Genomic DNA, 26,576 nt, shown 5'->3' on the forward strand with positions numbered 1-26,576 from the left:
GTCTTCGTGCAATTTTCGCTTGTCATTCTGATTTTTGTGGAGTTATTTGCGGTTGCTAATGGACTGGCGCAAGAGCCGTCCGAATTGTCGGTTGGGCAGCGTTTGGCGGCAGATCTGACCTGGACGCAGGAGCAGCGCGACGATCGTTTTGCGCACATGGATCGCATCTTTCCGGTGCACCGGGTGGTGCGGGGAGCGGTCGTCCGACCGCTGCCGGTTGGCAAATTGCTGCTGTCGGATTCTCAGGTTGGCGACCTGATGCGGACGGAGCATCTGGCTGGGGTGCTGGTGTTGCAGGATGGGCGCGTCCGGAATGAGCGTTATGGTCTTGGGTTGACCAGAGCGGGGCACTGGACCAGTTTTTCCATGACGAAGGCTGTTACGGACACGCTGGTGGGTGTGGCGTTGCGGCAGGGCAAGCTGCGCTCGCTGGATGACCGGGTGACGGCGTATCTGGCGGAGATGAAGGGCAGCGCCTATGACGGCGTGACGGTCAGGCAGTTGATGACCATGACCAGTGGCGTTCGCTGGAATGAGAACTACACCTCGGCGGATGCGGATAATGTCCGCCTGTACACGACGGCTGTGACTCCGGGTAAAGACACGACGGTGGAATACATGCGGACGTTGCCGCGTGCATTCGCGCCGGGGACAGTCTGGCACTACAACACGGGCGAGACGGACCTGCTGGGGGTGCTGTTGCGTCGCGCAACGGGCAAGACGCTTGCCGCGCAGTTGTCCGGCGCCATCTGGAGCCATGCGGGGATGGAGCAGGATGCTACATGGATTGCGAGTGATGCGGGCCCGGCTGGCGCGGAGTTTGGCGGATCAGGGCTGTCGGCTTCGCTACGTGATTTCGGTCGGTTGGGATTGTGGGTGCTGGACGGTGGCGGAGTGCAGGTCCCCGAGGGCTGGTTTGCGGAGGCGACGAAGCCGCAGGTGAAGGCTGGCGGGGCAGCATATGGCTATGGTTGGTGGCCACAGCCCGACGGCAGTTTTGCGGCGCTGGGAATCTTTGGGCAATCGATCCTGATTGATCCACAGCGCAAACTGGTGGTGGTGATGCTGGGAGATTGGGACCAGGCCACCGGTAGCGAGCGCAGCAAGGTCCGCGCTGCCTTCTGGCATACGGTGCAGCAGGCAGTGGACGCGGAACGTTAGCTTACGGGCAATTTCCAGATGTCACGGCAGTACTCGCGGATGGTGCGGTCTGAGGAGAACTTGCCGGAGCGTGCTGTGTTCAGCAAGGACATGCGGCCCCAGGCCTTTGCGTCGCGATAGACGTCGCTTGTTTGTGCATGAACGGTGTCGTAGCTTTCGAAGTCAGCCAGCACGAAAAATGGATCCCAGGTCAGCAGGTTATCCACCAGCGGTGCGAAGAGTGCGCGGTCACCCTTGGAGAAACGGCCTGAGGAAAGGCCATCCAACACTTCTTTCAGGAGCGGATTGCTCTCGTAGTATGCGCGCGGGTGGTAGCCGGTTTGCAGTGTCTCCGCAATCTGTGGAGCTGTGAGTCCGAAGAGGAAGAAGTTGTTTTCGCCCGCTTCCTGGCGGATTTCAATGTTTGCGCCATCGAGCGTACCCAGAGTGACAGCGCCGTTCATCATCATCTTCATGCAGCCTGTGCCGCTGGCTTCCTTGCCTGCGGTGGAGATCTGTTCCGAGAGATCGGCAGCGGGATAGATGTGTTGGCCGAGCGATACCGAATAGTTTGGTAAGAAAACTACCTTCATTACGTCGCGCGACACGGGATCGTTGTTCACAATATCCGCGACGCTGCACACCAGCTTGATCATGAGTTTTGCCATGGTGTAGCTGGGGGCAGCTTTGCCGCCGAAGAGATACGTGGTGGGCGTGGGATTCTTCAGCGTTCCGGCTTTGAGCTGACAGTAGAGCGATAGGATGTGCAGCGCCTTCAGATGCTGGCGCTTGTACTCGTGAATGCGTTTGACGTGCACGTCAAACATGGATGCAGGATCAATCGCGATGCTGAGATTCTGCGAGATGTATTTTGCGAGTCGGCTCTTGCAGCCCTCCTGCGCCTGACGCCAGCGAATGAGGAAGTTGTTATCGTCTGCGAAATGCTCCAGCCCACGCAGGCCATACAGGTCCTTGTGCCACCGCGTGCCGATGGTTTCGTTGATGAGTGCCACCAGATCTGGGTTGATGAGCATGAGCCAACGACGCGGAGTGACACCGTTCGTTTTGTTGCTGAATCTTTCCGGAAATGTCTCGTAGTAATCGTGCAGTGTGTCCTGTTCCAGCAGTTGCGTGTGCAACTCCGCGACACCGTTGATGGCTTTACTGCCTATGACGGCGAGCTTTGCCATCTGCACGCTGCGTTCGCCTTCTTCACCAATGATGCTCATGCGGCGCATTCGCGCGTCGTCGTTGGGATAACGCAGGCGCATGTCAGCAAGGAATCGTGCGTTGATCTCGTAGATGATTTCGAGATGGCGCGGTAGCAGGTTGCCGAAAAGCTCAAGCGGCCAACGCTCTAAAGCTTCTGGCAGCAGCGTGTGATTCGTATAGCCGAATGTCTTTTGCGTGATATTCCATGCGTCTTCCCAGGGGAATCTGTGATCGTCCATGAGGAGGCGCATCAGTTCTGGAATGCCGATGGAAGGGTGTGTGTCGTTAAGCTGGATGGTCCACTTCTCGTGGAAGGTGTTCAGCTGTTCGCCACGCAGGAGGTGTAGACGCAACATGTCCTGCAGTGAGCATGAGGTGAAGAAGTATTGCTGCATCAGGCGGAGACGCTTGCCCTGGATCTGTTCGTCGGGTGGGTACAGTACCTTGCTGATGGTTTCGGATTCCATCTTCTGGCGCACGGCACCCATGTAGTCGCCGCTGTTGAACATGCCAAGGTCGAAGCTGTCCACGGCTTCAGCTTTCCATAAGCGCAGGCGGTTGACGGTACGTGTTTGATAGCCGGGGATGGGCGTGTCGTACGGGACGCCTTTTACTGTCTGCTCGGGCACCCAGCGATGGCGCAGCAGGCCGTGTTCGTCGTTGTAGGTTTCGGTGTGGCCGAAGAAGCAAACTTCATAGCTGGTGGATGCGGCAATCTCCCACGGGTTACCGTATTGCAACCACTTGTCGGATTTTTCTACCTGCCAGCCGTCGACGATCTTCTGACGGAAGATGCCGAATTCATAACGCAGACCATAGCCAAGAACAGGGATGTCCAGAGTGGAGAGCGAATCCATGAAACATGCGGCCAGACGACCGAGGCCACCGTTACCCAAACCGGGTTCAGGCTCCTCCGCGGCGATGGTCGCAAGGTCAAGCCCGACGTTCTTGAGCGCCTCTTCCATTTGAGGTCTCAGTTCGAGATTCATTAGCGCATTTTCAAGATGCGGGCCAAGGAGATATTCCGCGCTGAGATAGCCGAGCACGCGGACGTTGCGCTGTTTGTAGCTCTCAATCGTTTCCAGCCATTGATCCATCATGCGGTCACGTACGACGGCGGACAGCGCATGGTACTGGTCAAGTACGCTGCTGTTTTCCAGCGGACGGCCCACGGTGTGGGTCATATGATTGCGGAAGGAAATTTCCAGATCTTTCGCAGAGGTCCCGGCGCGGTTTTCGTTGGGATGCGTCTGCGCCTGCTGCTCCGGCTGGTACTGCTGTGGGCGCGGCGCTTCCTGATCCTGAAATGACATGGGTAAGGCTCTCCTGCACGAGGGTCTGTCTTATGTGGGATGCACGGAACGCGAGAAGGTCACCGGAAAGCGTGCGCAACGGCTCATAATCGACGTATCGTGAAAGTCATGTTGCGATATGCGATTACAGACAGACAGATGTTTCCAGGCGATGAACGATCGCGCGAGGACGCGCTGATTACGCAAGTGGCGCGCCTGGCAAGCGAGGGCGTGGACTATATCCAGATGCGCGAGAAGGACCTGGGAGAGGCGGCGCAGGCGGATCTGGCGCGGTCCTTGATGCAGGCTATTCGCGATGGCGGTGGAGAGACGAAACTACTGCTCAACGGAACCGCAGCGCTGGCACAGTGGGCCGGAGCGGATGGTGTGCATTTGTCTTCCACGACGTTTTCGCAGAATCTGCAGTCGCATCATGGGTTGATTGTTAGCGTTTCATGCCACACCATCAGTGATGTTCGCCGCGCTGCGGAGTTTGCAGACCTAATCCTGTTTGCGCCTGTGTTTGAGAAGCGTTTGCGTGGGGAAGTGGTGACAGAAGGTGTTGGGCTGGATGCACTGCGCGAGGCGTGTGGGGCTGCTGCGGGTATTCCGGTGCTGGCGTTGGGTGGCGTGACGAAGGAGAACACGCAGGCGTGCTTAGATGCTGGCGCTGCGGGTGTGGCCGGGATTCGCTTGTTTGCCTGATCTACTTCTGGCAGTGTTTGCAGAAGTGGGTTGACCTTCCGCCTACGACAATTTTCTCGATGGGTTTGCCGCAATCTTTGCATGGTTCGCCGGTGCGGCTGTAGACGCGGTGTTCCAGTTGGAAGAAGCCGCGGACGCCGTCGGCGTCGACGTAGTCGCTGACGGAGGAGCCGCCGAGTTTGATTGCGTGGTTCAACACGGCTTGCAGTGAGGCGTGCAGCTTGTCGAGTTCTGCGCGTTTGATCTTGCCTGCGTGGCGTGTGGGGCGGATGCCTGCGCGGAAGAGGCTTTCGTCCGCGTAGATATTGCCCACGCCGTGTAGTAGCGATTGATTTAACAGCGCAGCTTTGATGGCTGTTTTGCGGCCTGCGAATAGTGCGGCGAAGTCGTCTGCGGAGATAGTTAGCGGCTCTTTGCCGGGGCCTTCGTAGGTGGTTCCTTCGTCGACGATGCCTACGCGTCCGAAGCGTCGGGGATCGACGAAGCGCAGATCGCGGCCGTCGTGCAGATGCAGATTTACGTGCGTGTGCGGTGGCACGGGAACATCGCGTTGCGAGACGAGCAGGCGGCCGGTCATACCGAGGTGGATGGTGGCTTGCGCGGGCTTGCGATTGCGTTGTTTTACGTCCATCACGATGGTCTTGCCCACGCGGCGGACGTGCTCGATTTTGGCGCCGGTGAGCGTTTCCTCGATGTGCGAGGGCGTGGACTTCAGCGGTTCCTTGTGCGGGCCGATGGTGACGGCATCAATGCGCGCGCCGCGCACACGTTCGTTTACGCCATTGGCAACGGTTTCGACTTCGGGTAATTCGGGCATACCAGACCATTAGACGCCAGCAGGAGAATCTTCGCTTCCGCTATGCTGGATATGGCTTTTAAGCATTTGGGAGATAAGCAATATGGCAGGACTGATCGAGGCCATCGACGTAAAGCGCAAGATGTATTTCGAGCTGGAGGGCGTGCCCTATCACTGTCTCGATAAGGAAATTTCCACGCCTACCGCGCGTGGTGGACAGACGCTGGTGCGTTTGAAGATGCGCAATCTGCTGACGCGCGCAGTCTTTGATAAGACTTTCAAGGCCGACGACAAGTTTAAGGAACCTGACCTGGAAGATGTGGAGGCGACTTTCCTCTACAGCGATAACGATGGCGCTTACTTCCTGGATCAGACCAGCTTCGAGACGCTGCAGTTGAACAACGAAACCCTGGGCGATGCGCTGGACTGGCTGCTGGAAGGCTTCGCGGTACAGATTGAGAAGTTCGAGGGCAATCCCATTGGTATCCAGTTGCCGGTTCATGTGGAGCTTGTCGTGACAGAAACGGAGCCGGGCTTCAAGGGCGATACTGCGACGGGTACCACTTACAAACCTGCGAAGCTGGAGACCGGTGTGACGGTGCAGGTGCCCGCGTTTGTGAAAGAGGGCGACAAGATTAAGGTGGCACCGGAATCGAAGGAGTTTGCGGGCCGCGTTTAGGTTTGTTGCTATTTGCAGTTTCAGGGAAGGCGTACGGAGCATTGCTCTGTGCGCCTTTCTTTTTGGGGCTGCGCTCATGGCAACAATTGACGCGTAAGAGATCGCGCCATTGTGTAATCCCTTGTTAGCTGGTGGCGAGGTGCTGCGTCACAACGTGCGGACTTCATGATGCGGGCGTTGTCGACGCGTCGTGATGTCTTCATCTGAAATCGACGTGGCAAGGCAAACTGCGGGAACGCTTACCCCGCGGTAACGAACTCGTATGTTTGCGAGGGTGTTTTCCTGCTCGTCAACAGGACGTTCTTCGATGAAGTGTGCCATGTGGTTGCTCTGCCTATGTGTTGGCGCGTCTCTTCTAACTGGTTGTGGAGCGAACTGTCACACAATGGGTGCCGTTACGCATTCCACGACTGTGGCTGTCACAGACAATCCACAGGTGGCGCGCTACACCTATAACGCGCCTTCTGCCGGAACGGTTGCTGTGCAGTTTGGTACGGACACAAGTTATGGCCGCAGCACTTCTGCCGTGACGACTTCAGGTGGTGCGGTAACGATTCTGGTGGCGGGGATGCTGGCGCAAACCACGTATCACATGCAGGCCGTATTTACCGGGACCAGCGGCCAGATGAAGGACGCGGATCAGACCTTCACCACAGGATGCGTGCCTTGCAAATTCACGGGCGCCATCACTACGCAGACGGCCTCTGGAGCAACACCGCAACCCGGCATTGAGATGCTGGATGGCATCAACGATGGTGGTATTCCTGCGCCTGTTGCTACGGACCTAGCGGGGAACATTATCTGGACATATATGTATCCCGATCAGGAAGAGGGAGTTACTGCGTTTCCCATACGGCAGTTGAGCAATGGTGACTTGCTCATGTTGCTGGCGCATAACTCCAGCACACTACTTACCAATAGCACCGGTGTGGATAGCGTATCGGAACTGCGGGAGATCAACCTTGCAGGTGATGTGGTGCGCAGCCTTACGATTGGTGATTTGAACAGCCGGCTTGCTGCGAAAGGTTCTACGTTGACGCTGGGCGCGTTCTCCCATGAGGTGTCGCCACTAGGCAATGGACACTTCATCGTGGATGCAACGACGGAGGAGTCCATTGTGCTCTCTGGAACAACGTCCGCAACCACCGTGCTTGGCGATGTGATTGTGGATCTGGATACGAACCTGCAGCCTGTCTGGCTTTGGAACACCTTCGATCATCTTGATGTGAATCGTCAGCCTTTTGGCTTTCCAGACTGGACACATGCCAACTCGCTTTCGTATGTGCCTGCGGATGGATCGCTGTTGTATTCCTTGCGCCATCAGAACTGGGTGTTGAAGATCAACTACGCCGACGGCAATGGCAATGGAGCAATCCAGTGGAAGCTGGGGCCGGGTGGTGATTTCACATTGCTCAACTCTGACGGCAGCCCGGATACAGCACCTGAGGATTGGTTTTATTCGCAGCATGCTGCGGAGTATCTCTCCACGGATGCGCAGAACAACATGCAGATTGCATTGATGGACAATGGCGATGATCGACAGTTTGCATCTGGTGCAAGTTGTCCTGTGACTGCTGGCAACTATTGCTACACGGCCATTCCCATTGTGCAGATCAATCCGGATAAGCTGACTGCGCAATATGTGTTTCGGCAGGTGCTTGATCCTTCGTTGTATTCCTCGTGGGGCGGTAATACCACGGTGCTGAGCAATGGGAATGTGCACTATGATCTGGCGGGCCTGACAGGAACGAACGCTGCTGTGTTTGAGGTGACGAATCAGCAGTCGCCACAGACGGTCTGGTCTATGTCGATCACGAATGGATGGATCTATCGGGGAGAACGATGGCCTAGTTTGTATCCCGGCGTACAGTGGTGAGAGCCGCACGCGAAGTGTGTGGCAACGCCTGAACGAAGAGAGACATGATGGCAGATTCGCCGCACGATGATCCGGGCATCTACCTGGCCGCGGAACGTACGTTTCTTGCGTGGATACGTACGGGCCTTTCGATGATGGGCGTCGGCTTTGCGATTGCACGCTTTGCGCTGTTTCTGCGGCAGATGCGCGGTGATGAGCGGACAGGTCCTTCCGTTTACGTCGGTGATGCGGTGGTTGTGTTGGGCGTGCTGGTACTGGTGGTATCCATCGCACAGCACATCCAGCTTATTCGCCAGTTGCGCGAAGGATCATGGAAGCCAGTTGTATCGCGTACGGCGATTGTCGTTGCGACACTGCTGGCTCTCATTGGGACCGTCATGTCGGTTTATCTTCTGGTGTCGCGCTGAGCGGCTACAGAACTTCGTAGTCGGGACGGAAGTCGTTTTTGCCTGGAAACGCGACGCCAATGGAGCGTGCGACTGTTCCGTGTCGCGCCATCCGCACGGCGCGTACGCCGAGCAGGAGAGGGAGTGGTGGCTTGCCGCCTTCCCATAGCTCGCTCATGGGGCGCATGACACCTTCGCGGTCTTTGTGAAAGGCGCGCTCATCCCAGCGCTGCCATCCCGGCATGAAATCGGGATAGTCAGTGACCGCATCGAGCGTGGATGCGAGAATGCGACGCTTCCAGGGCTGCGCGTATTGCGGCATGAACAGCACGTGGCTGCGACGTTCCACGCGAATCTCGTGCACGAATTCATGGAAGTTCTGCGCGTGGGTCAGGTTGATGTTTGCGTTCGGCTCCAGACCGTGGCGGTCGCCACCGCTGATGAGCAGATGGCCGGTGGAGCGTGCCAACGCGCTCACCTGACGATTTTCACTGGCGTGGCGCAGGCCGTTGAGTTCGATGGCGTGCATGCAGTCGCCCACTGCGGCCAAAAAGCGATGCACCTCAGCCATATGGACTTCGTTGCCTACGGAGTAGAGATCCCACAGAGGATGATTGAAGATGAGGAGCACCTGCGGAATGGCATGCAGATCACGCAGGATGGATTCCACCTCGGATTCGTCTGTGCCAGCGGTGGCGGCGGCCAGGCGATCCATCCATGCGCGTGCATCCGCAGTGGGCAGGTTGTGAATGCCCAGGTGGAAGCAGGTGCGTCCCCACGGCGCGGTCCATTCCACGGAGACGGGTACGGTGCGGGCGTGCGGCACCATGCGGATTTGCATGGGCGCGTCGATGTTGTCGTGATCACTGATGGAGACCAGCGGCTTCAGCCCCAGCTCGGTGATCTGGTTCTCTTCCAGGTCATACGCCATCAGGGGGCGTAGCGGCGGACGCCAGTGCGCGCTTTGAAAGTCGAGTATGAAGCCGTGCTGGTCGCGGCACTTGGCGGTGTAGTGATCGAACAGTCTTTTAACCAGCGGTAAACCCTGGCTCATATCGTGAATGAAGGAGAGGCTTTCCTCCGACATGCTGGTGTGGCTGTGAAGGGAGACACCCGTGGTGTATGCAGAGGGTGCTCCCTCGTTCTTCCAGAGGCACGAGATGGTCGTGTGCGTCGCTTTCATGGTGTGCTCCCGCCGAGGCGCTGTCTGCCCTCAGCTTGGGCGCAGTGTGCGAATGGAAGGTCATCAGAAAGCGAATGCTTGCACAAAACACGGTGCAAGGGATGTAACGGGAGGATGGACGCACGATGAATGCGCTTGGTTTGCCGATTTTCAGAGAGGTGCTTTGTTAGCGACCGCTCTCGTGTTCGAGAAGACGCAGGACGGCTTCGGCCTCTTCCAGCGTGAGACCCAGCATGACTTCGACGTTTTCCCCGGCGAGCGTCATCGCCTGCCGGCAGGCGGTTGCCAGCAACTTCTTGTTTTCTTTCGGCAGGGCGTGGAGGCGGGTGAGCATTTCGTCGGGCGGGAAGTCCTTCAGGTCCTCATCGAGCCGCATCAGGTGCTCCCGCACGGCGGCATTGGCAAAGGCATCTGCGGCGACGCCTCGCAGCAGGAGGTTAAGGGCATTACCGGTAAGAACCCAGGCGTGAAAGCTGGTTTCGGGTGTCTCCATGATTACGATCTCCTGCGGTACAGGCGGCCAGTATAAAATGAGGCAGGCGGCAGTTCGTCCCCGTTCGCCTGTCGAACGCATCCAATTGACATTGCGCGAAAGTCCTCGGCGGCGCTGTAGCAGGCCGGTTCAGTGGTGTGTGCGTGTGGAGATTTTTTAGATGGCTATGAAGAAGACAGCAGTGGTTCTGGGCGCGCAATGGGGCGATGAGGGCAAGGGAAAGATCGTCGACGTCCTCAGCGAGCGTTACAAAGTAGTTGCGCGCTATGCAGGCGGCCACAACGCGGGCCACACGGTCATCATTGATGGCAAGAAGTTTGTTCTGCATCTGATCCCCTGCGGCGTGCTGCGTGAAGGCTGCCTGGGCGTCATCGGCAACGGCGTGGTGGTGGATCCGGCGGCTCTTCTGAACGAGATCAAGATGCTGAAGGGACAGGGCCTTCCGGTCGACGGACAGTTGTTCGTATCGAACCGCGCGCAGGTCATCCTGCCGTACCACCGCATGATCGAACTGGCTGCAGAGAACGCACCGGGACGCACGAAGATTGGCACCACATCGCGCGGCATTGGACCGGCGTACGAAGACAAGATGCACCGCAACGGTCTGCGCATTGTGGACCTGCTGAACACGCAGCTTCTGCGCACGCACATTACGAATGCCTGCAATGAGAAGAACCAGATTGCGCATGCGCTGTTCGGCACGGAGCCGTTGAATCCGCTGAAGATTTACGAAGAGTACGCAGCCTACGCGGAACAGATTGCCCCGTACGTCACGGACACGGCTGTTCTGCTGAACAAGGCCATCAAGGACGGCGAGAGCGTGATGTTTGAGGGCGCACAGGGCGCTCTGCTGGATATCGACCACGGGACGTATCCGTTTGTCACATCGTCCAGCGCAACTGCGGGTGGTGCGGTGATTGGCACGGGTGTGGGGCCGACGACGATTGGCACTGTGATTGGCGTGACCAAGGCGTATGTCACACGCGTGGGCGAAGGTCCTTTCCCGACCGAAGATTTCACTGCAGTGGGCGACGAACTGCGTGCACGTGGCCAGGAATACGGTGCTACGACGGGACGTCCGCGTCGCTGCGGATGGCTGGATCTGCCGTTGTTGCGCTACAGCAACATGGTGAACGGTACGGAGTGGCTGGTGGTGACCAAGCTGGATGTGCTGGATTCGCTGAAGGAGATTCCGGTCTGCACGCACTACCGCATTGACGGTGTCGAGACGGACGTTATCCCGGCGGATGTTCGCAGCTATGCGCACATCGAGCCTGTGTACAAGAATCTGCCCGGCTGGCAGATGTCGACGGTGGGTGCCAAGAACTTTGAGTCGCTGCCGGCGAATGCTCAGAAGTACCTGCGCTTCCTGGAAGAGAACAGCGGCGCTCGCATTGGTATGGTCAGCACTGGTCCGGATCGTAACGAGACCTTCTCTGTGCCGGAGTTTGACGCAGCAACGAATGTGGAGGCGGGACTGTGATCTCGTTTACCGTTCGCATGCGCTTTGCGCCGGAAGATCGCGCGGAAATCCGCTCCATCCTGCAGAATCTTGGATCGGCTTCGCGCCAGGAGCCGGGCTGCGTGAACTACGTAGCTCATTCTGTGGAAACTGATCCTGACGTCATCGTGATCTACGAGCAGTATCGGGACGCCGAGGCACTGGAGGCGCACCGTTCGTCGGGGCACTTTGATCAGTACGCCACAAACGGCCTGTATCGCAAGATGCGCGAGCGTACACTCGAAACGCTGCAGGAGATCGTCTAACTCACTGCGGATTGCGCCGAGCGTCCCTGCGAAAAGCATGGACTTGACGTTCGATTTGCGGCAGGATGACGATACGCACTTATCTGTGAGGTTTGGGAAACGGCTGGCCGAATTTGCCGGTCAGCCTTTGTTCCACGCAGTTCCGTGCAACTGTTTTGACGAAACCAGAATCCTCCGAGTAGGATGCGATTCTCAATGCACTGGCGCATGGACATCCCGTTTCGCTACACCCGCGCAGTCGCCGCGGTTCTGTGTCTGCTCCTGTGCGGCAGCGTCGTACTGAATGCCTGCGCTGACAAGCCTGCCAAACCGAAGAAGGAAAACCGTCGAGCCGAGTCGCACCAGATTGAATTGCTGGAGCAAAGCTGGCTGCAGGCGCTGACGAAATCGGATACGACTGTGCTCGAAAAGCTGATGTCAGACGACTTTCTGGCTATCTCCGCGAATGGAACGCTTTCGGACAAGCAACAGTATCTGCAACGGGTGACTTCCGGCATTAACAGCTTTCGATCCATTGACGTAATGGACATTAAGGTGCGGATGCAGCCGTCCGCTGCGGTGGTGGTGTCGCAGGTGCGCGTACTGGGCCAGCTGGATAGCCACCCGGTGAATGCCGTCTTCCGCTATACCAAGGTGTATGGACGTGCCGCGAATGGACAGTGGCGTGTGTTGAACCTGGAGGCGACGCGTGTCTCCGGCCCGGATGAGATGGGCATGCACCGCGGAACTCCGTTGAGCATGCGGCCGAACCAAGAACATTGATCGCCTGCGCTATCCGATTTGAAGACAAGAAAAGCCCCGCACATTTACGGGGCTTTTATGTACCCTGGGGAGGACTGGGCCCGTCTATGCCACTTTCAGAGTCGTAGTGGGCTGGGATGAGGCTGAAGCGACGGGCTTGAGGTTGAGGGCCAGCAGACGGCGATCGAGGGAGCGCGTCATACCGGTCAGTTGTGCATCTTCAGGTTCAGACATGGCGATGGCAGAACGGCGTCCCGGAAGGGAAGCAGCCATCTCGGAGGAGTCCGACCGGCGAAGAGTGGAGCCGGGTCGGATGCCTGCATCGGTGCGCCAGGAACGTTGAGTCCCGATCATAAAAATCTCCCGAATGTCAGAGTTGGAGCAGCACGCGCCCATGCAGATTGGGATGGAGAAAGCTGCGATCGAGTTGCCCTTCTACTCAAGAGCCGACGGCGTGTCGTTAAATGCCATACGCAAGAGCATGTCGTGTTACTTCCATCGCAATGCGCTGGAAAGCTAATTTCACTTTGAAACGGTGATAATTAACTCTGTGAAGCCTGTTTTATTTCTTCTTCTTCCAGCTTGTTTACTTATTGGCACGAACCTCAACGCGGTTGCTCAAGCAAATCAGCCTACGGCGATCCGCACACTTGTTCCTTCGGCCTTTGTGATGGTCGGCGGGACCTCCACAGGGGTAGGTAGTTACTCGCGGTCATCGTTCTCGAATGGCGGCAAGAACCTGACGCTTACAGCCGGCGTGGATGTTGGGTTTCACTCGTTTGGAAATTACATGCTTGCCGCGGAAGTGCGTGGCAGCTACCCGTTGAACAGCGGCAATATCGTCGCTGAGAAGGACATCCTTGGCGGCGCGCGATTGTCCTACGAGTCTGGGCGCCTGATACGACCCTATGTAGACGGCCTGTTTGGGCGAGGGCAGATGACCTATCAGAATGGTGGCTATGCCGTCGGAAACCTGCTGTATGCGCAGACCGCTTCGAACATTTATGGTGCAGGCGGCGGTGTGGAACTGGATATTGCAACCCGCATTTCATTGAAAGCAGACGTTCAGGCGCAGCATTGGAATACGCCGGTGTTGGACAGCGGTTCCACCTGGAGCGGTCGTGTATCTGTTGGTGCAGCGTATCGGTTTGGTGCGGGGCAAGGGCCGCGGTAGACGTCTATTCGTCCTGTTTGCGCCGGCGCAAGAATGCGAAGCCGCGAATGCCACAGGATGTGCACAGGATCGCAATGGCTACCAGTGTTCCCACAGCAATCAATAGCACTGGAAGCAGGTGCGACAGGATGGCGACAGCCAGAGCAGCAATCGCTGCCGCCATGGCATGAATCAGATACGTGATGATGCGAAAGATGGCCACTTGCAGTCGTACCCTGTGCTGCATGGGATGCAGATCGGTGATTTTGGGTCTCTTGCATGGCTGCGGAAAGATGAGACATCACCGCTGGTTATACTGCGGTGATGGATAGGCTTTGGACTCCGTGGCGCTACGCGTACATCACCGGCGATAAGAAGAGGTTGCGGCAGGGCGTTCCCGCGGAACTGGATGGCTATCCGGAGGATCACCGCTCCGTCTTCCTGAACATGATTGGTTCTGTGCAGTGGGCCATTCGGGAAGGCGTAATGCCTGCGCCACAAGCAGAGAAAGCCGCCGGTGTTCTTCTGCAGGCAGAGCATAATTTCATCTGCCTCAATGCTTTTCCTTACACATCCGGTCATGTGATGGTGGTGCCTTATCAGCATTTGGATTCGCTTGCGAAGCTTCCATCAGAAGCGGCGATAGAGATGATGGCGCTGTCGCAGCGGATGGAGACAGCATTGCGTGCTACCTATCGCCCGGACGGGATCAACCTGGGCATGAATCTTGGAGAAGCGGCAGGGGCGGGTGTTGCAGAACATCTTCATCTCCATGTGTTGCCGCGCTGGTTTGGCGACAGTAATTTCATGACGGCGACGGCAGAGACGCGTGTGCTGCCGGAGTCGCTCGACATCACTTGGGAACGTTTGCGCGTTGCGCTTGATTTGCCCACAGCGTAGTGCATTTGCGCGCTGCATACGGCGGAGTGGGCAATTTGTGCATCCATCGCAGCAATGGATTTCCGACGTTGGCGGGTATTTGCTGCTATAGGTCTGCTTGTCTTGCTGGCGCTTGCCTTTTGGCTGGGGCGCAGGACAAAGCGCACAGTGAATGTGACCCAAACCGTTACAGAGCCAGCGGGACCAGCTCCTGCGACACCCGATAACCAGCAGACTCGCCTGTGGGCCCATAACGTGTTGCTGCGCAAAGGGGCGCATTTCCGTGTCTATGTGCGATGGATTCGCGGCCGCATGGTGCGTACACAAGCTGATCGTGTGCCAGACCTGGATATACCGGAATCCTTTGTGCTGGAGATTGAGAAGGGCATGGTGGATGCCAAACTTTCAGACATTGCAGAATTTCTGAACTCCGGGCAGAGGGGTGATCCGCCGCTGAAAAATCTCCAGGTGGAAAATCATGACGGCGAAGTGCAGATCAAGGGAATCGCTCACAAGGGAGTCCCGGTTCGATTGGATGCAGAGCTAACGCCGCTTCCAGACGGACGGTTGAAACTTCATGTGAAGAAGTTGAATGTGTTGAAGATTCCGATGAAGGGTTTGTTTGGTCTGTTCCATCTGAAACTGAATGACCTGATGCCAAACACGACGGTACCTGGACTGCAGGCTTCCGGTGACGATATCTACTTGGATACGCAGATGCTGCTGCCGCCGCCGCACATTCACGGCCACATCACATCAGTGCAACTGATGAATGACAGAGCAAGAGTGATCTATGGCAATGCGACCGAAAGTGCGGAGCAGTTGGCTCAGTGGCATAATTTTCTGCGTCTCTCCGGCGGAACTGTTTCGTTTGGAAAGCTAACCATGAAGCAGGCCGACCTAACTCTCGTGGATGCTACCAATGATGCCTGGTTCGATCTGGACCTGGTGAATTATCAAACACAGCTCATCTATGGCACCATGCGCACCACTGCTCAAGCTGGTGTTGAGATTTACATGCCTGACCTCGATCATTTGCCAGCCGGTGCAGCAGAGAAGGCGCAAGGGGTTTCGCTGCAATGGCTGCAGAATCGCAGCACTGCTCCGCCATTGGAAGTAGCGCACACAAAACGATGAGTTGCGGTTTACTCGTAGCGCAGGGCAACCATGGGGTCGATGGAGGCAGCGCGTCGTGAAGGCAGCCAAGTAGACACGATTGTGACGATGGCGATGCCAATCGTTGCGGCGGCAAACACGACGGGATCAAACGGACTCATCTGATAAAGCTGTGAGCGCAGAAAGCGCGCGACTATCAGAGTAGCCGGAAGGCCGATGGCCAAGCCAATCGCCAGCAACCAGAGTGATTCGCGAAGTACCATCCACTGCACACCGCTATTGCTAGCCCCCAGAGCCATGCGAATGCCGATTTCGTTGGTTCTGCGCGCGACATTGAAACTCATCACACCGTATAGACCAATCGCTGAGAGCAACACCGCAAGGATGGCAAATGTGCTGGTCAGGCGTGAGATCAACGTCTCGCTGCTGGTGAACGTGTCCAGGTGCTCCTGCATCGTGCGGATGTTCAAGATGGGCAGGTTCGGATCGACGGAATGCAATGCGCCACGCACAGCACGCGTGGTCATCGTAGGATCGCCTACAGTACGCACCAGGATGATATTCGCGAAGCTATCATGAGCGCCTGAGAGTTGCACGATGGGGAGATAGATCAGAGGCTCTTGCTTTGCGCCGCGAAGGTCAAGCGCGCGCGTATCCTTCGCGATGCCGACGATGTTCCATGGGCCGTTGGTGTCGAGATCCACGCCGATTGTGCGTCCGATGGCATCACCGTGGGGGTAATACTTATTCGCCAGCGTCTGGTTCACCACCACAACCTTCGTCGCAGTGGATGTATCCGACGGGGCGAGGCCTCGGCCTGACACAATCTCAACCCCCGTCGTTTCAAAGTAGCGGCCAGAGACGCGCCTCAGTAGTGCGCCCATCTCCTCGTTTTGTCCTGGGGTATAGCCGGTGGGGTGCATGCTGGATCGCCATGCGCCGCTGCTGATGGGAGGCGTATCCGCCAGAGATGCGGAACGCACGCCAGGAATCGCAGAGAGAGACTCCAGCATGCGCTGGTTCAGGACGGGTACGTTCTCCGGTGTGTATCCGGCGATGTCTGGCTTGATCTCCGCAATGAGCAGATGTGTACGCTCAAAGCCGAGGCTCTGGTCCTGCAAGTTGCGTAGCGTACGCAGGAAGAGTCCTGCAACCACCAATAGCAGTAGCGCAAGCACGACCTGCGAGGTGATGAGTGCCTTGGGCCAGAAGCGTCCACTACTGTTGGCTGTGCTGCGCGTGGACGGTGACAACGTGGTTGGACCCGCGGCTGAGCGTGCGAACTGCAGTGCCGGTGCAAGGCCGAAGAGCAGGCCTGCAACTACGGAGATGGCGAAGGTGAAGGACAATACAACACCATCGGGATGTGCACTGAGAACGGTATCGGGTGATCCACGCATTACGAAGGCAATGAGCGCACGTGTGATGACGAAGGCAAAGCCAAGTCCCAGCAATCCACCCGTGAGTGAAAGGGTGAGTGCTTCGAGGATGCTTTGGCCCAGGATGCGTGCGCGGCTGGAACCGAGCGCAAGTCGCGTAGACACTTCGCGCTGACGTGCAATCGCGCGTGCCAGTAGAAAGTTCGCAAGGTTCGCGCAGGCAATCAACAGAACGACCGCAACGATCACACTCAGAATCAAAAGCGAATCGCCATATTGATTGCGCAGGGAGGACAGTCCACGCGCCGCAGAGGTGAGGGGGGTGGTGATGTGGTCGATCTCCTGTTGGCGGGCGGGGGATAGGGTGGCACCGGCGGCTGCACGAGCGTAGTTGCGCATCTGGCTGTCAAGCCAGTGCTGATCCGCGGTGAGGGAATGCGTGAGGTTGCGGCGCGCCACCATGTCCAGAAAGTAGTGGTCGCGTTCCAGGATGTTGTCCTGCACCATGACGGACGGCGCCATGGTGAGTGGGAACCAGAAGTCCGTGGGGCGAACACCATACTTCAGGTCGTGGAAGGCTTCCGGCATGACGCCGAGGATGGTGAAGGGGATGGAGTTGATGGTGATAGTCTTGCCCACCACGGTTGGGTCCGCGGACATGGATTGCAGCCAGAAGTGGTAGCTGATGACAGTGACGGGGTTGCCGTTCTTCACCGTGTCGTCGGATGGTTGGAGGGTGCGGCCTAATAGCGGCGATGCCTGTAGCACCTGGAAGAAGTTCCCCGTCACCAGCTTGCCGGGGGCCTGAATGGCCTCTGCCGAGCCGGGGATGCGGATGTTCACCATGGGGGCGAAGCTACTGTATGCGGCTGTGCTCTGGAACGGGCCGGGTTGCTGCTGGAGCTGGCGGGCGAAGTCGTATGGGAACAGTTCGACGGTGCCAATATCCACGCCTCCGAGCATTCCACCTGCACCGGCTGCGCCGAAGGAGTACAACTCCTGCGGGTTCTGTACCGGGAGCTGCTTCATGACCACCTGGCGGATGAGGGTGAAGATGGCGGTGTTCGCGCCGATGCCGAGTGCAAGTGAGAGGACGGCGACTGCGGTGAATCCCGGGCTGCGGAGCAGTGTGCGGATGGTGTAGCGAATGTCTTGCAGCAGGTTCTCCATGCGTGTCTCCCAGCCCACAGAACGTATGTGGTGCTTCACAGTGTTGGTACTGCCCATTTCCACGCGGGCGAGGTGTTCGGCCTGCTGCGGCGAGTAGCCGCTGCGCTGCTTATCGGCCATGGACTCGTCAAGGAACCCCTGTAACTCGTCGTCCAGATCGCGCTCAACGTTGGCCGAACGCAACAGGCTCTTCATTCCGCGGATCAGGTTGGTGAGCATTGGCATGATGGCCTCAGGTTGGGATCAGGCTTCCGAAGTGGCCTTTGCGCTGGCCTGCATGATGCGGGCGATCGCGGAGACCTGGCGATTCCACGTCTCTTCCTCGGCGGCGAGCGCCTTGCGGCCGCGCGCGGTCAGCTTGTAGTACTTGGCGCGACGGTTGTTCTCGCTGGTGCGCCATTCGCTCTTCACACTTCCGGCCTGTTCCATGCGCGCCAGAGCGGGCAGCAGTGAGCCGGGATTGACGCGGAAGACGCCCTGACTGACTTGCTCAATGCGTGTGGCGACGCCGTAACCGTGTGTCGGTTCCAAGGCCAGAGTCTTCAGGATGAGCATTTCCAGCGTGCCCTGAACCACGTCGTGTTGACCCATGCGCGACTTCCTCTCGATCGACAAGAGGAGTCTCCTCTTGATGGTCAAAGGGTCGCAGAGTTCCTCTTGATGGTCAAGAGGTAGGAGAGAGTTTTTCTTTTGCCGCTTTTCGTCGGGAGGGTAACCCTCCCCCCTCCCCCCTGATTTTGCAAAATCGTCTTTCTATTGGGGTTACGGCGCGAGTGTCTGTAAAATCGTCTGCCCATTGGGTTTAGGGGCAAAATCGTCTTTTCAAAGGACTTAAAGCGATGCAAGGATCGCCCCCGTCTATGGCCGTGGCGTTCGAACAGAGCCCTGCTTTTATTGTAGTGAGTCTGGAAGGGAAACATGCCAGCTCTATTTGTATTGGAATGAGTCTTTTAGATGGTTCAGGGGCTTGACAGAATTTCCACGAGCAAAAGAAATCTTTGATTCTTAATAAATACGTACCAGTAGGTATGTATATTGTGTTCATGAGCGAATTTATCCAGCGTCTTAAAACGAGTTTTATAGCGATCGGTAGCCGGTTCCTTCCTGCGTTCCTGCTGCTGCTCTGTGCCGTCTTAGTGTCTGCGCAACGCGTTGAGACTTTGGCAGCAGCTCCGCCAGCCGCCGCAGCAGTGGAGTGGCAGGCCACGAGTGCGCAGCATGCGTATGGCTTTCCTGAGGTGAAGCCGAGCAAGAAGGGAACGCTGACGCTGGATGCGACAGGGTTGACCTTCACGGGTAAAACATTCAACACAACATTGCCGCGGAACTCCATTACCGCAGTGAGCGCGGGAAATGATCGTGTGGAGTTGTGGGGGACGGGAGGACGACTGCTGCGGATGGCGATTCCGCAGGGCGGTGGATTGGCGGCGGCTGCAGTGATGCATCATCGGGTGGATATGTTGACGGTGGAGTTCCGGGATACGCATGGCGGTATGCACTCCGCGGTGTTCTATCTGCCGGCAATGCAGGCAGACAAGGCGTTGGCACACTTCAAGGTTGAGCCGGTTGCGGTTGCGCCAGTGGCGACGGAGGGATGCGGCACGAACCCGGTGGATCCACGCAGTGTGTTGGTGAAACGGCCGGAGTGGAAAAGCGTGGAAGTGCCTGCTGCCTATCGTGCGCTGGTGTATGAGCACATGATCGATCGTTTGAAGGCGGTGAAGGATGTTGGTTCGGTTTACCGCGAAGGCGAGATCGTGCATGGCATGGCGTGCCCGCACTACACCATTGCTGTGGCCATTGAGGGGTACAAAAAGGGCAACCAGGTGGTGCGTGCGGCGACAGGGCCAATTGGAATGTTCACCAGCGCGACGCAGATGCGGTTTGCTGTGACCTATACCGATGCGATGGCAGCTTCCGTGAAGACGGAAGAGATTAAGGCAGCGGTGCGTACGGAATCAGAGAGTACTGGTGTTGCCGATGTTGTGGCCAAGAAGCTGGCGAAACAATACGGCAAGCTGCTGAAAGAACAGGCGAAGGCAACGACAGCCGCAGCGAGGCCCGATGCTCGCTGAAGTTGTAGAGGTGCCCATGAACGACAGGTCGCGTTCATCCACTAGGATGGAATGCGACCTGATGGCACCGACGAAACTGAACCGACACGAACAGAAGACCAAAGAGACACGCGAACAGTTGCTGCGCGCGGCTGAGATCGTGTTTGTGCGCGATGGCTATGAGAGGGCCGACCTGCTGGAGATTGCGAAGCTGGCGGGCCGGACCAAGGGTGCGATTTATGCCCAGTTCTCAAGCAAGGAAGAGGTTTTTCTTGCCCTGGTGGAGCAGAATGCACACAAGCGGCGGGCACAGATGCGGGAGCGACTGGCGGAGTCAACGTCAGTGGAAGGCAACCTGGCTGCTCTGCGTGCGTATTATCTTGCGCTTGCGGACGATGATCCTTTCGGAATGCTGATGCTGGAGTTTCGGCTGTACACGATTCGGCATCCTGAGGCGCGGGAACGGTTGGCAGAGTTGTATCGGTCCATCATCCCGGCGAACGAGGAAGAGGTTTACGTTTCCATGCTGGGTTCTGCGGGAGCCGGCGAAGATACGATTCCTCGGGCTGTGGCCGTCCACGCCGCGTTCATGATGCAGGTTGCATTACATGTGCAGATGAAGTTTGAACCGAAGATGTTTGACGCGAACCTGCATACGGTAATTGCAGGGCGGGTTTTTGATGCCCTGTTTGATGTTGCCAAGTAGAGCGAACGTATGCGCTGCCTAGTCGCGGAAGAGTTCGCGCCATGTGCGATCCAACTGCACCCAGCGAGCGTTTTCAAACCAGCTTGTTCTCCATTCGGGCTGGTGTAACAAGCCGTGTCCCTGATCGCACATTTCTTCAGTTGCGTTGGCATGGAGGAGGGTCCACGACGGAACGCCCATGTGGGCCGGGTTTCGTAGTGAACGCATGCAGGTGGGGCAGCGCTGCCGCTGATCGGTAAAGACCCACGTCATGGTGATGGCATTGAACACCAAGCCACATGCGATGGTTAGCCCTCCTTCCAGCGGTTTCAAAACGGGTGGCAACAGCAATATCACCTGGACAGCCAGAAGGTAGCCGCAGAGAACGGCCAGCACAAACTTTGTGATGAGGAATCGCCACCGGGCAATGCGTTGCCAGGCTGACGCAGCGTCGCCACGGTAGGCTTCGCAGGCGCCATAGCCGGAAACCACCACCGTTGACGGCACCGCAAAGACGGCCAGAGTAACGAAGGTTCCGAATGTCCATATGCCCCAGATGGAAGAAAGCAAATGGCGGACGTGCGGCTGAACGAAATTTACGGCGGACAAAACGACGAGGCAGCCGATGAGAAATCGTATGCAGCGTGCGGGATCTCGCCAGTCGATGCTTGCCCAGCGATGTTGCACATCGAGCAGGCGGAGACTCATCGCGTCTGGCAGAAGGCCTTGTGCAAGACTCTCGGCCGCTGCCGGATCTTCCGCGTAAACGTACCGGATTTCTGCGACCCATTCTGCTTGCCACAGGCTGCGCTGGCCTTTCGGCACGATAGCGCCCGCAATGTGCAGGATGCGATGAAGGCGATGCAACTGCTGATGCGGGCTCATGCCTTGGCCACCTTTGGGCGTGCGAACTGCGCGATCAGTGGGTACTTCTTTTCCGCTTCTGCAAGAGCCTGATTGCCCGCACGAGACACCTTGTAATAGCGACGTGGCGGACGATCTTCACGCAGAGCTTTCTGTTCGCTTTCCCAGGAACCCTCGATCAACTCCGCGGCTTCCATGCGGCGTAGCGCTGGGTACACGGTACCGCTGGGTAGACCTGTGACCTCCATGATGTCGAAGCCATAGGCGAAGCCCTCTTTGAGGGCTTTCAGGATGAGCGCGGCGGTGTGGGAGAGGCGGGCGGGATCGGGCACGGGACTGAGCCTCCGAAGGATCTATGTAGAAATCTACTTGACCGCAGTGAATCGTCAATAGTAAGAAGTATGCTACATAGGGTGTGACGATGCTGGAGTTGAGACAGGTTACGAAACGCTACCGGGGAATACCGGCTGTGGATGACGTCAGCTTCCGGCTGGAGGCGGGGACGGTGCTGGGATACCTGGGGCCGAATGGGGCGGGGAAATCGACCACGGTGAAGGTGATTACCGGGATGATTGAGCCGACGCATGGGCAGGTGCTGTTTCGCGGGCGGAGTATCTATGACGATCTGCCTGGGTATCGGGCTCGACTGGGGTATGTGCCCGAGGAGGCGCAGGTGTACACGCACCTGAGCGGGTTGGAGTACCTGCAACTGGTGGGGCGGTTGCGGGCGATGCCAGAGGACGCCATTACACGGAAGGCACACGGCATGTTGGAGTTGTTTGGCTTGGCGCATGCCGCGGAGTCGCCGATCAGCGATTACAGCAAGGGCATGAAGCAGAGGGTGTTGCTGAGCGCGTCGTTGATGCATAACCCAGACCTGATCATCTTCGATGAGCCGTTGAGTGGGCTGGATGCTGTGACTGCGAGGCTGTTCAAGGACCTGCTGCTGGTGCTGAAGCGCGAGGGGAAGGCAGTGCTGTACATCTCGCATGTGCTGGAGGTGGTGGAGCAGGTTTGCGATCAGGTGATCATTCTTGCGGGTGGCAAAGTGCTGGCGAATGCTGCGCCACAGGAGCTTACGCAGCTTACAGCGCAGCCTACGCTGGAGCGTGTGTTTGCGCAGATGGTGCAGCAGACAAATACTGTTGCGGCTGCTGAGGATCTGGTGAGGTTGATGCATGCGTGATCGTCGCGTACCGACGCCGTCGCAAGCGCTGTCGCGGCATTTCTTCTGGCGGTTCTTTCAAACGGAGAATGCGGGGGCGGGGGATGCCTCGGAGACGCCGGTCGTCAGGGCATTGGCTACGGTTGCTGTGCCTATGTTGATGGCGGCGTTCTGGATTGTGACGCTGGCGGGGCGTATGCCGGGCTGGAATGCGGCGGGGGTACACACACTGTTCGTTATGTATGCGTTCTGCTCCATGGGCTGTATTACTGCGTTGCAGTGGGACAAGCTGTTTCCGGAGCGTATCGACTTCCTGATCCTGTTGCCCATGCCGCTGAAGCCGCGTGTGTTGTTTGTGGCTAAGCTGCGGGCTGTGGCTTTGTTCCTGTCGCTGTTCGTTGTTGCCGGGAGTGTCTTTGGGACGCTGCTGCTGCCTGCGCTTGCTGGGCGGCACATCTTCTGGGCGATGTTTGTGCATGGAACTGCGGTGATGTTCGCGGGCTGTGCGGCGAGTCTTGCTGTGCTGGCGTTTGAGGCGGTAGTGATTGTTGTTACGCCCGATCGATGGTTTCGGCATGTTGCGCCTGTGGTTCAGGCGATTTTGGTGGTTTTGTTTTTGTTGTCGTTTCTGCGGGTGGGGACGGTGGGGGGCCGACTGCCGGAGTTGCTGGGGGGCTCGGTGCGGGGGGCGGGGTGGTTTCCGCCGCTGTGGTTTGAGTCGGTGTATGAGGTGATGATGGGCAGTGTTGCCGCGACGGCGTTTGCGCATGTGCTGGCGATGCGGGCGGTGTATTGTTTGCCGTGGCTATGTGCGGCGGTGGTGGTGACGTATCCGTTGGCGTGGGCTAAGCGGCGGAGGGCTGCGCTGGAGGGGGTTAGCGGTCGGCGGTTGCGGGGCGGTATCTGGACTGGTGTTGCGCATCGCGTGCTGCTGCGGCGAGCGGACCAGCGCGCTGTGTTCCACTTCATCCGGCAGACGCTGTCGCGGTTGAGTCAGTATCACGTGTTGCTGGCTGCTTACTGCGGTGCGGGATTGGCGTTGGGTATTGCGTTTGCCGTTGGGGTTGACTCGGTTGCGGGGCATCTTCGCGTGTCGCTTTGGAGGACTGGTGTGCAAGGTGCGGTGCCGCTGCTGCTGTTCTGGGCGATTGCGGGTTTGCGTGTGGCTTTCCTGCTGCCGACGGACCTTGGTGCGCGATGGATCTTCCGGCTTGCGCCGTTGCATACGGGACGCGTTGTGAGTACGACGAAGCTGATTGTGTTCGGTGTTGCGGTGGTTGTGCTTGCCTGTATTGTTGCGGTGCTTGCGCTGTTTGGGTGGAGCGCTGGCGACCTGGCTTTGCAGGTTGTCTTTGGGGTGATCTATGCGTTGCTGCTGACGGATTTGTTCTTCTACGCTCAGTCGCACGTGCCGTTTACGCGGCCTCGACTTCCAGGGCGCAGCAGCTTACCGATGACGGTGGCAGTGTTTATCTTTGGCGTGCCGCTTTGTATGTCGCTGGCCGTCATCCTGGAGCGATGGGTTCGCTACTCGCCGGTTCGCCTGGTGGAGACGTGCGTTGCGGTGTTTGTGTTTCATGCTGCTCAGCGTTGGCTGCGCGGTCAGCCGACTCACTCGGTTTCTGATGATCCTTTTCTCGGGGAAATGGATCAGGATGTTCAGACTCTGGGCTTAAGTGGTTGACGCCCGGGGGCGACCCCCCTCCCCCCCTCCCCCTGTTTTGCAAAATCGTCTTTTGATTGGACTTACGGCGCTAGTGGCTGCAAAATCCTCTGCCCATTGGGGTTAGGGGCAAAATCGTCTTTCTAAAGGGGTTAGGAGCAGGCAGTCGGCGAGCCAGCAGGTTAGCGAGTCAGCCCCTGTTTCTATTGTAGTGAGGCTGGAGGGGAAACATGCCAACTGTATTTCTATTGGAATGTGTTGGTTAGGTGGTTTGGGGGCTTGACAGGATTCTTTCATCGTGGATGCTGATCGCCTCTTGATGGCGGTCGCTTCGAGCGATTCATGGATTGCACCGAAGACTCTGCGGGTAGGAACCATTGTTCTGAGACGGCACATACCCCGAGTTCTCTTCTATGCCAGCCGCGGGCTGCTGTGGGGCGCGGCGCGTTAGGGTTTGCTCCTGTGTGCGTTGTGGGCCGCGCTTGTTTTGGGGGGAATTTCACGGCACGGCTGAAGCCGTGCCCTTCCGAAAGAAGTTCGCGCTTCCGCGCGAAGGGAGCGGCATCCGGCGAGTCGGCAGGTCAGCGAGTCAGCCTCTGTTTCTATTGTAGTGAGGCTGGAGGGAAGCATGCTAGCTGTATTTCTTTTGGAATGAGTGGTTTAGGTTGTTTGGGGGCTTGACAAGGTTTATACACATCTAGAGTCAGGCAGAGTGATTCCCGTCACCGTGAACGACCATCGCGCTTAGCGAAGGGATACCCAGAAACTTCAATTGCTTTCGGATGTTGCGTCCCCGGAGCTGGATTCCAGATGTGTTGAGATACCGGATGACTTCTACTTTTATGTAGGCGTCAAGGTCTCGGTACAGCTCCGTGACTTTCATCTCTTGGTATCCTCTTCCCCAACCAACGATTAGATTGGACAATCCTTGGAAAATTCTCGGGAGTGTCTTTTCCTGAGAAGAGTGAAGTGATGCGCTCACCTTCTCTTTGAACCGTTTAACAACCTTGGTGTCCGGATAAACATTCTTGCCTTCAAATCTGACTCCAAGAAACGCGAGACCATCCTTGCGGAAGTTTCCCAATCTGGTCTTGCTGGCAGGCAGCTCTATATCGTGAATGCTAAGGCCGAGCTTCTTTAGCTCATTCCGGCAAAAGATGTGGGCGGCCCGGGCTTCTTCTGCTGTCTTGCACATGACGACGAAGTCGTCCGCATAACGAACTAGCTGAAACCCTTTGCTAGTTACACGTTTGTCGAACTGATGTAGGTAGAAGTTTGCGAGAAGCGGGGACAAGACGCCGCCTTGAGGAATTCCTTCTGTCGCCCCAAGGAATATTTCTTGATGCTCAACTTGGTAGCTCTGCAAATCATCAAGCTCAAGATTGAAGCACTTCTCCAGCATCGGTAGAAGGCTCTTCTCTCTGATTCTCGCTGAAAACATCTTCCATAACTTCTTACGATCTACTGATCCAAAAAAGTTAATAATGTCGGCCTCAAAATAGTAGATATAGCCTGCATCATTGAGTTTCTGGATTTCGGCAATCGCTGCCTTGACCCCTCGGTCGCGGCCTTTGATGAATGCGAAACTACATGGAAGATCGAACTTGGCGAAGCTGGGCTGAATGTGACGTGCCAACGCCTTCATGACAACTCGATCGCGAATAGCTGGAATCTGTATTGGGCGAAACTTGTTTGTGCCAGCTTTTTTCACTACGGCAGGTCGCAGCTGCTGAAATTGGTAGGTTCCTTTGCTTAACGACTTGCTGATTTCGATAAGGTTCGCTCCAAGATCGGATGCAAATGCTTTGAGCGTGACCCTGTCGGCGCCATAGGAATGCTTGTTTTTCCTCGACATGGACTTCCATGCCTTTTGAAGGGAATCGACGGTGGAGATTTGTTTGATCGCTGGAAGTTTTTTCAAGGAAGTTTCGCTGCCTGCGGGAAGAACTTCGAAACAGGCAGCGCATTCGTGAGCCTTGGGTGAGAGTGACCACACATCATCGTGCACTCTGTACCAACGCCTTCGCTTCGTGTTGAAGCGACGCCTCCACCAATACTCCGTCCCTCTGGCGTTCGGCAAAACCGAAGACCAGGAAACGAAATGGTGAGCACCAATGAGGCGATTATACGGCGAAAATACCCGGAAATAGCCAAATAAAACCCTATAAAACCCGAGGA

The 26,576-nt window shown here is 57.3% G+C and carries 26 protein-coding genes; 15 read left to right on the forward strand and 11 right to left on the reverse strand.

What is annotated here, in order from left to right; all coding sequences use genetic code 11:
• Positions 1 to 6: 6 nt before the first annotated feature.
• Entirely contained in the window at positions 7 to 1,161 is a 1,155-nt protein-coding gene (locus JAO32_RS09045) for a serine hydrolase domain-containing protein (protein WP_334239578.1), read from the forward strand.
• Here the strand turns inward: JAO32_RS09045 and JAO32_RS09050 are convergent.
• Complete coding sequence (locus tag JAO32_RS09050) at positions 1,158 to 3,665, reverse strand: glycogen/starch/alpha-glucan phosphorylase (RefSeq protein WP_334239579.1); 2,508 nt, start codon at positions 3,663 to 3,665, stop codon at positions 1,158 to 1,160. The genes JAO32_RS09045 and JAO32_RS09050 overlap by 4 nt on opposite strands.
• 108 nt (positions 3,666 to 3,773) lie before the next feature.
• Here JAO32_RS09050 and JAO32_RS09055 point away from each other — a divergent pair, with 108 nt between their 5' ends.
• Positions 3,774 to 4,349 (forward strand): thiamine phosphate synthase, encoded by a 576-nt coding sequence (locus JAO32_RS09055; RefSeq protein WP_334239580.1) that lies wholly within the window; start codon positions 3,774 to 3,776, stop codon positions 4,347 to 4,349.
• Between the two features lies 1 nt (position 4,350).
• On the opposite strand, the gene mutM is transcribed toward JAO32_RS09055, so the two are convergent.
• Positions 4,351 to 5,166: a bifunctional DNA-formamidopyrimidine glycosylase/DNA-(apurinic or apyrimidinic site) lyase gene (gene mutM / locus JAO32_RS09060; RefSeq protein WP_334239581.1), complete on the reverse strand. Its 816-nt coding sequence runs from the start codon at positions 5,164 to 5,166 to the stop codon at positions 4,351 to 4,353.
• An 82-nt stretch (positions 5,167 to 5,248) separates the two neighbouring features.
• On the opposite strand from mutM, the gene efp reads away from it, so the two are divergent.
• From efp to JAO32_RS09075, 3 genes are all read left to right on the forward strand, one after another.
• Positions 5,249 to 5,824 (forward strand): elongation factor P, encoded by a 576-nt coding sequence (gene efp, locus JAO32_RS09065; RefSeq protein WP_334239582.1) that lies wholly within the window; start codon positions 5,249 to 5,251, stop codon positions 5,822 to 5,824.
• Between the two features lie 385 nt (positions 5,825 to 6,209).
• Positions 6,210 to 7,700: an aryl-sulfate sulfotransferase gene (locus JAO32_RS09070; protein ID WP_334239583.1), complete on the forward strand. Its 1,491-nt coding sequence runs from the start codon at positions 6,210 to 6,212 to the stop codon at positions 7,698 to 7,700.
• A 44-nt stretch (positions 7,701 to 7,744) separates the two neighbouring features.
• Complete coding sequence (locus JAO32_RS09075) at positions 7,745 to 8,107, forward strand: YidH family protein (protein WP_334239584.1); 363 nt, start codon at positions 7,745 to 7,747, stop codon at positions 8,105 to 8,107.
• A 4-nt stretch (positions 8,108 to 8,111) separates the two neighbouring features.
• On the opposite strand, the gene JAO32_RS09080 is transcribed toward JAO32_RS09075, so the two are convergent.
• Together JAO32_RS09080 and JAO32_RS09085 are read right to left on the reverse strand one after the other, a co-directional pair.
• On the reverse strand, positions 8,112 to 9,269 hold the full coding sequence (locus tag JAO32_RS09080) for a hypothetical protein (protein ID WP_334239585.1): 1,158 nt from the start codon (positions 9,267 to 9,269) through the stop codon (positions 8,112 to 8,114).
• Positions 9,270 to 9,435: 166 nt separating this feature from the next.
• Entirely contained in the window at positions 9,436 to 9,762 is a 327-nt protein-coding gene (locus tag JAO32_RS09085) for a hypothetical protein (protein ID WP_334239586.1), read from the reverse strand.
• A gap of 160 nt (positions 9,763 to 9,922) precedes the next feature.
• On the opposite strand from JAO32_RS09085, the gene JAO32_RS09090 reads away from it, so the two are divergent.
• From JAO32_RS09090 to JAO32_RS09100, 3 genes are all read left to right on the forward strand, one after another.
• Positions 9,923 to 11,245, forward strand: a complete 1,323-nt coding sequence (locus JAO32_RS09090; protein WP_334239587.1) for an adenylosuccinate synthase — start codon at positions 9,923 to 9,925, stop codon at positions 11,243 to 11,245.
• Positions 11,242 to 11,529, forward strand: a complete 288-nt coding sequence (locus JAO32_RS09095) for a putative quinol monooxygenase (protein ID WP_334239588.1) — start codon at positions 11,242 to 11,244, stop codon at positions 11,527 to 11,529. Before JAO32_RS09090 ends, JAO32_RS09095 begins: the two co-directional genes overlap by 4 nt.
• Positions 11,530 to 11,724: 195 nt before the next feature.
• Positions 11,725 to 12,291 carry a nuclear transport factor 2 family protein gene (locus JAO32_RS09100; RefSeq protein WP_334239589.1) on the forward strand — a complete coding sequence of 189 codons (567 nt, stop codon included), beginning with the start codon at positions 11,725 to 11,727 and terminating at the stop codon, positions 12,289 to 12,291.
• Between the two features lie 84 nt (positions 12,292 to 12,375).
• On the opposite strand, the gene JAO32_RS09105 is transcribed toward JAO32_RS09100, so the two are convergent.
• On the reverse strand, positions 12,376 to 12,624 hold the full coding sequence (locus JAO32_RS09105) for a hypothetical protein (RefSeq protein WP_334239590.1): 249 nt from the start codon (positions 12,622 to 12,624) through the stop codon (positions 12,376 to 12,378).
• A gap of 196 nt (positions 12,625 to 12,820) precedes the next feature.
• Here JAO32_RS09105 and JAO32_RS09110 point away from each other — a divergent pair, with 196 nt between their 5' ends.
• A complete protein-coding gene (locus JAO32_RS09110; protein WP_334239591.1) occupies positions 12,821 to 13,444 on the forward strand; it encodes a hypothetical protein in 624 nt (207 codons plus the stop codon).
• A 4-nt stretch (positions 13,445 to 13,448) separates the two neighbouring features.
• Here JAO32_RS09110 and JAO32_RS09115 read toward each other — a convergent pair whose 3' ends face one another.
• On the reverse strand, positions 13,449 to 13,670 hold the full coding sequence (locus JAO32_RS09115) for a hypothetical protein (protein WP_334239592.1): 222 nt from the start codon (positions 13,668 to 13,670) through the stop codon (positions 13,449 to 13,451).
• 77 nt (positions 13,671 to 13,747) lie between these two features.
• Here JAO32_RS09115 and JAO32_RS09120 point away from each other — a divergent pair, with 77 nt between their 5' ends.
• Together JAO32_RS09120 and JAO32_RS09125 are read left to right on the forward strand one after the other, a co-directional pair.
• Entirely contained in the window at positions 13,748 to 14,323 is a 576-nt protein-coding gene (locus JAO32_RS09120) for an HIT family protein (RefSeq protein ID WP_334239593.1), read from the forward strand.
• A gap of 54 nt (positions 14,324 to 14,377) precedes the next feature.
• Positions 14,378 to 15,439, forward strand: coding sequence for a hypothetical protein (locus JAO32_RS09125; RefSeq protein WP_334239594.1), 1,062 nt, complete (start codon positions 14,378 to 14,380; stop codon positions 15,437 to 15,439).
• 8 nt (positions 15,440 to 15,447) lie between these two features.
• Here the strand turns inward: JAO32_RS09125 and JAO32_RS09130 are convergent, their stop codons facing one another.
• Positions 15,448 to 18,192, reverse strand: a complete 2,745-nt coding sequence (locus JAO32_RS09130) for an ABC transporter permease (protein WP_334239595.1) — start codon at positions 18,190 to 18,192, stop codon at positions 15,448 to 15,450.
• Between the two features lie 18 nt (positions 18,193 to 18,210).
• The gene (locus JAO32_RS09135) at positions 18,211 to 18,558 is read right to left on the reverse strand and encodes a PadR family transcriptional regulator (RefSeq protein WP_334239596.1); all 348 of its coding nucleotides are present in this window, start codon (positions 18,556 to 18,558) and stop codon (positions 18,211 to 18,213) included.
• A gap of 452 nt (positions 18,559 to 19,010) precedes the next feature.
• On the opposite strand from JAO32_RS09135, the gene JAO32_RS09140 reads away from it, so the two are divergent.
• Together JAO32_RS09140 and JAO32_RS09145 are read left to right on the forward strand one after the other, a co-directional pair.
• Positions 19,011 to 20,042, forward strand: a complete 1,032-nt coding sequence (locus JAO32_RS09140) for a hypothetical protein (RefSeq protein WP_334239597.1) — start codon at positions 19,011 to 19,013, stop codon at positions 20,040 to 20,042.
• A gap of 61 nt (positions 20,043 to 20,103) precedes the next feature.
• Positions 20,104 to 20,727, forward strand: coding sequence for a TetR/AcrR family transcriptional regulator (locus JAO32_RS09145; protein ID WP_334239598.1), 624 nt, complete (start codon positions 20,104 to 20,106; stop codon positions 20,725 to 20,727).
• 18 nt (positions 20,728 to 20,745) lie between these two features.
• On the opposite strand, the gene JAO32_RS09150 is transcribed toward JAO32_RS09145, so the two are convergent.
• A complete protein-coding gene (locus JAO32_RS09150) occupies positions 20,746 to 21,591 on the reverse strand; it encodes a hypothetical protein (RefSeq protein WP_334239599.1) in 846 nt (281 codons plus the stop codon).
• Positions 21,588 to 21,902: a PadR family transcriptional regulator gene (locus JAO32_RS09155; RefSeq protein WP_334239600.1), complete on the reverse strand. Its 315-nt coding sequence runs from the start codon at positions 21,900 to 21,902 to the stop codon at positions 21,588 to 21,590. Before JAO32_RS09155 ends, JAO32_RS09150 begins: the two co-directional genes overlap by 4 nt.
• Before the next feature lie 89 nt (positions 21,903 to 21,991).
• Between JAO32_RS09155 and JAO32_RS09160 the strand changes: the two genes are divergently transcribed.
• Positions 21,992 to 22,756, forward strand: a complete 765-nt coding sequence (locus tag JAO32_RS09160; RefSeq protein WP_334239601.1) for an ABC transporter ATP-binding protein — start codon at positions 21,992 to 21,994, stop codon at positions 22,754 to 22,756.
• Positions 22,749 to 24,419 carry a hypothetical protein gene (locus tag JAO32_RS09165; protein WP_334239602.1) on the forward strand — a complete coding sequence of 557 codons (1,671 nt, stop codon included), beginning with the start codon at positions 22,749 to 22,751 and terminating at the stop codon, positions 24,417 to 24,419. Before JAO32_RS09160 ends, JAO32_RS09165 begins: the two co-directional genes overlap by 8 nt.
• A 682-nt stretch (positions 24,420 to 25,101) precedes the next feature.
• Here the strand turns inward: JAO32_RS09165 and JAO32_RS09170 are convergent.
• Positions 25,102 to 26,406 (reverse strand): reverse transcriptase domain-containing protein, encoded by a 1,305-nt coding sequence (locus JAO32_RS09170; protein WP_334239603.1) that lies wholly within the window; start codon positions 26,404 to 26,406, stop codon positions 25,102 to 25,104.
• Between the last annotated feature and the right edge of the window lie 170 nt (positions 26,407 to 26,576).

Source organism: Terriglobus sp. ADX1 (genome assembly GCF_036877645.1).
Taxonomy (GTDB): domain Bacteria; phylum Acidobacteriota; class Terriglobia; order Terriglobales; family Acidobacteriaceae; genus Terriglobus.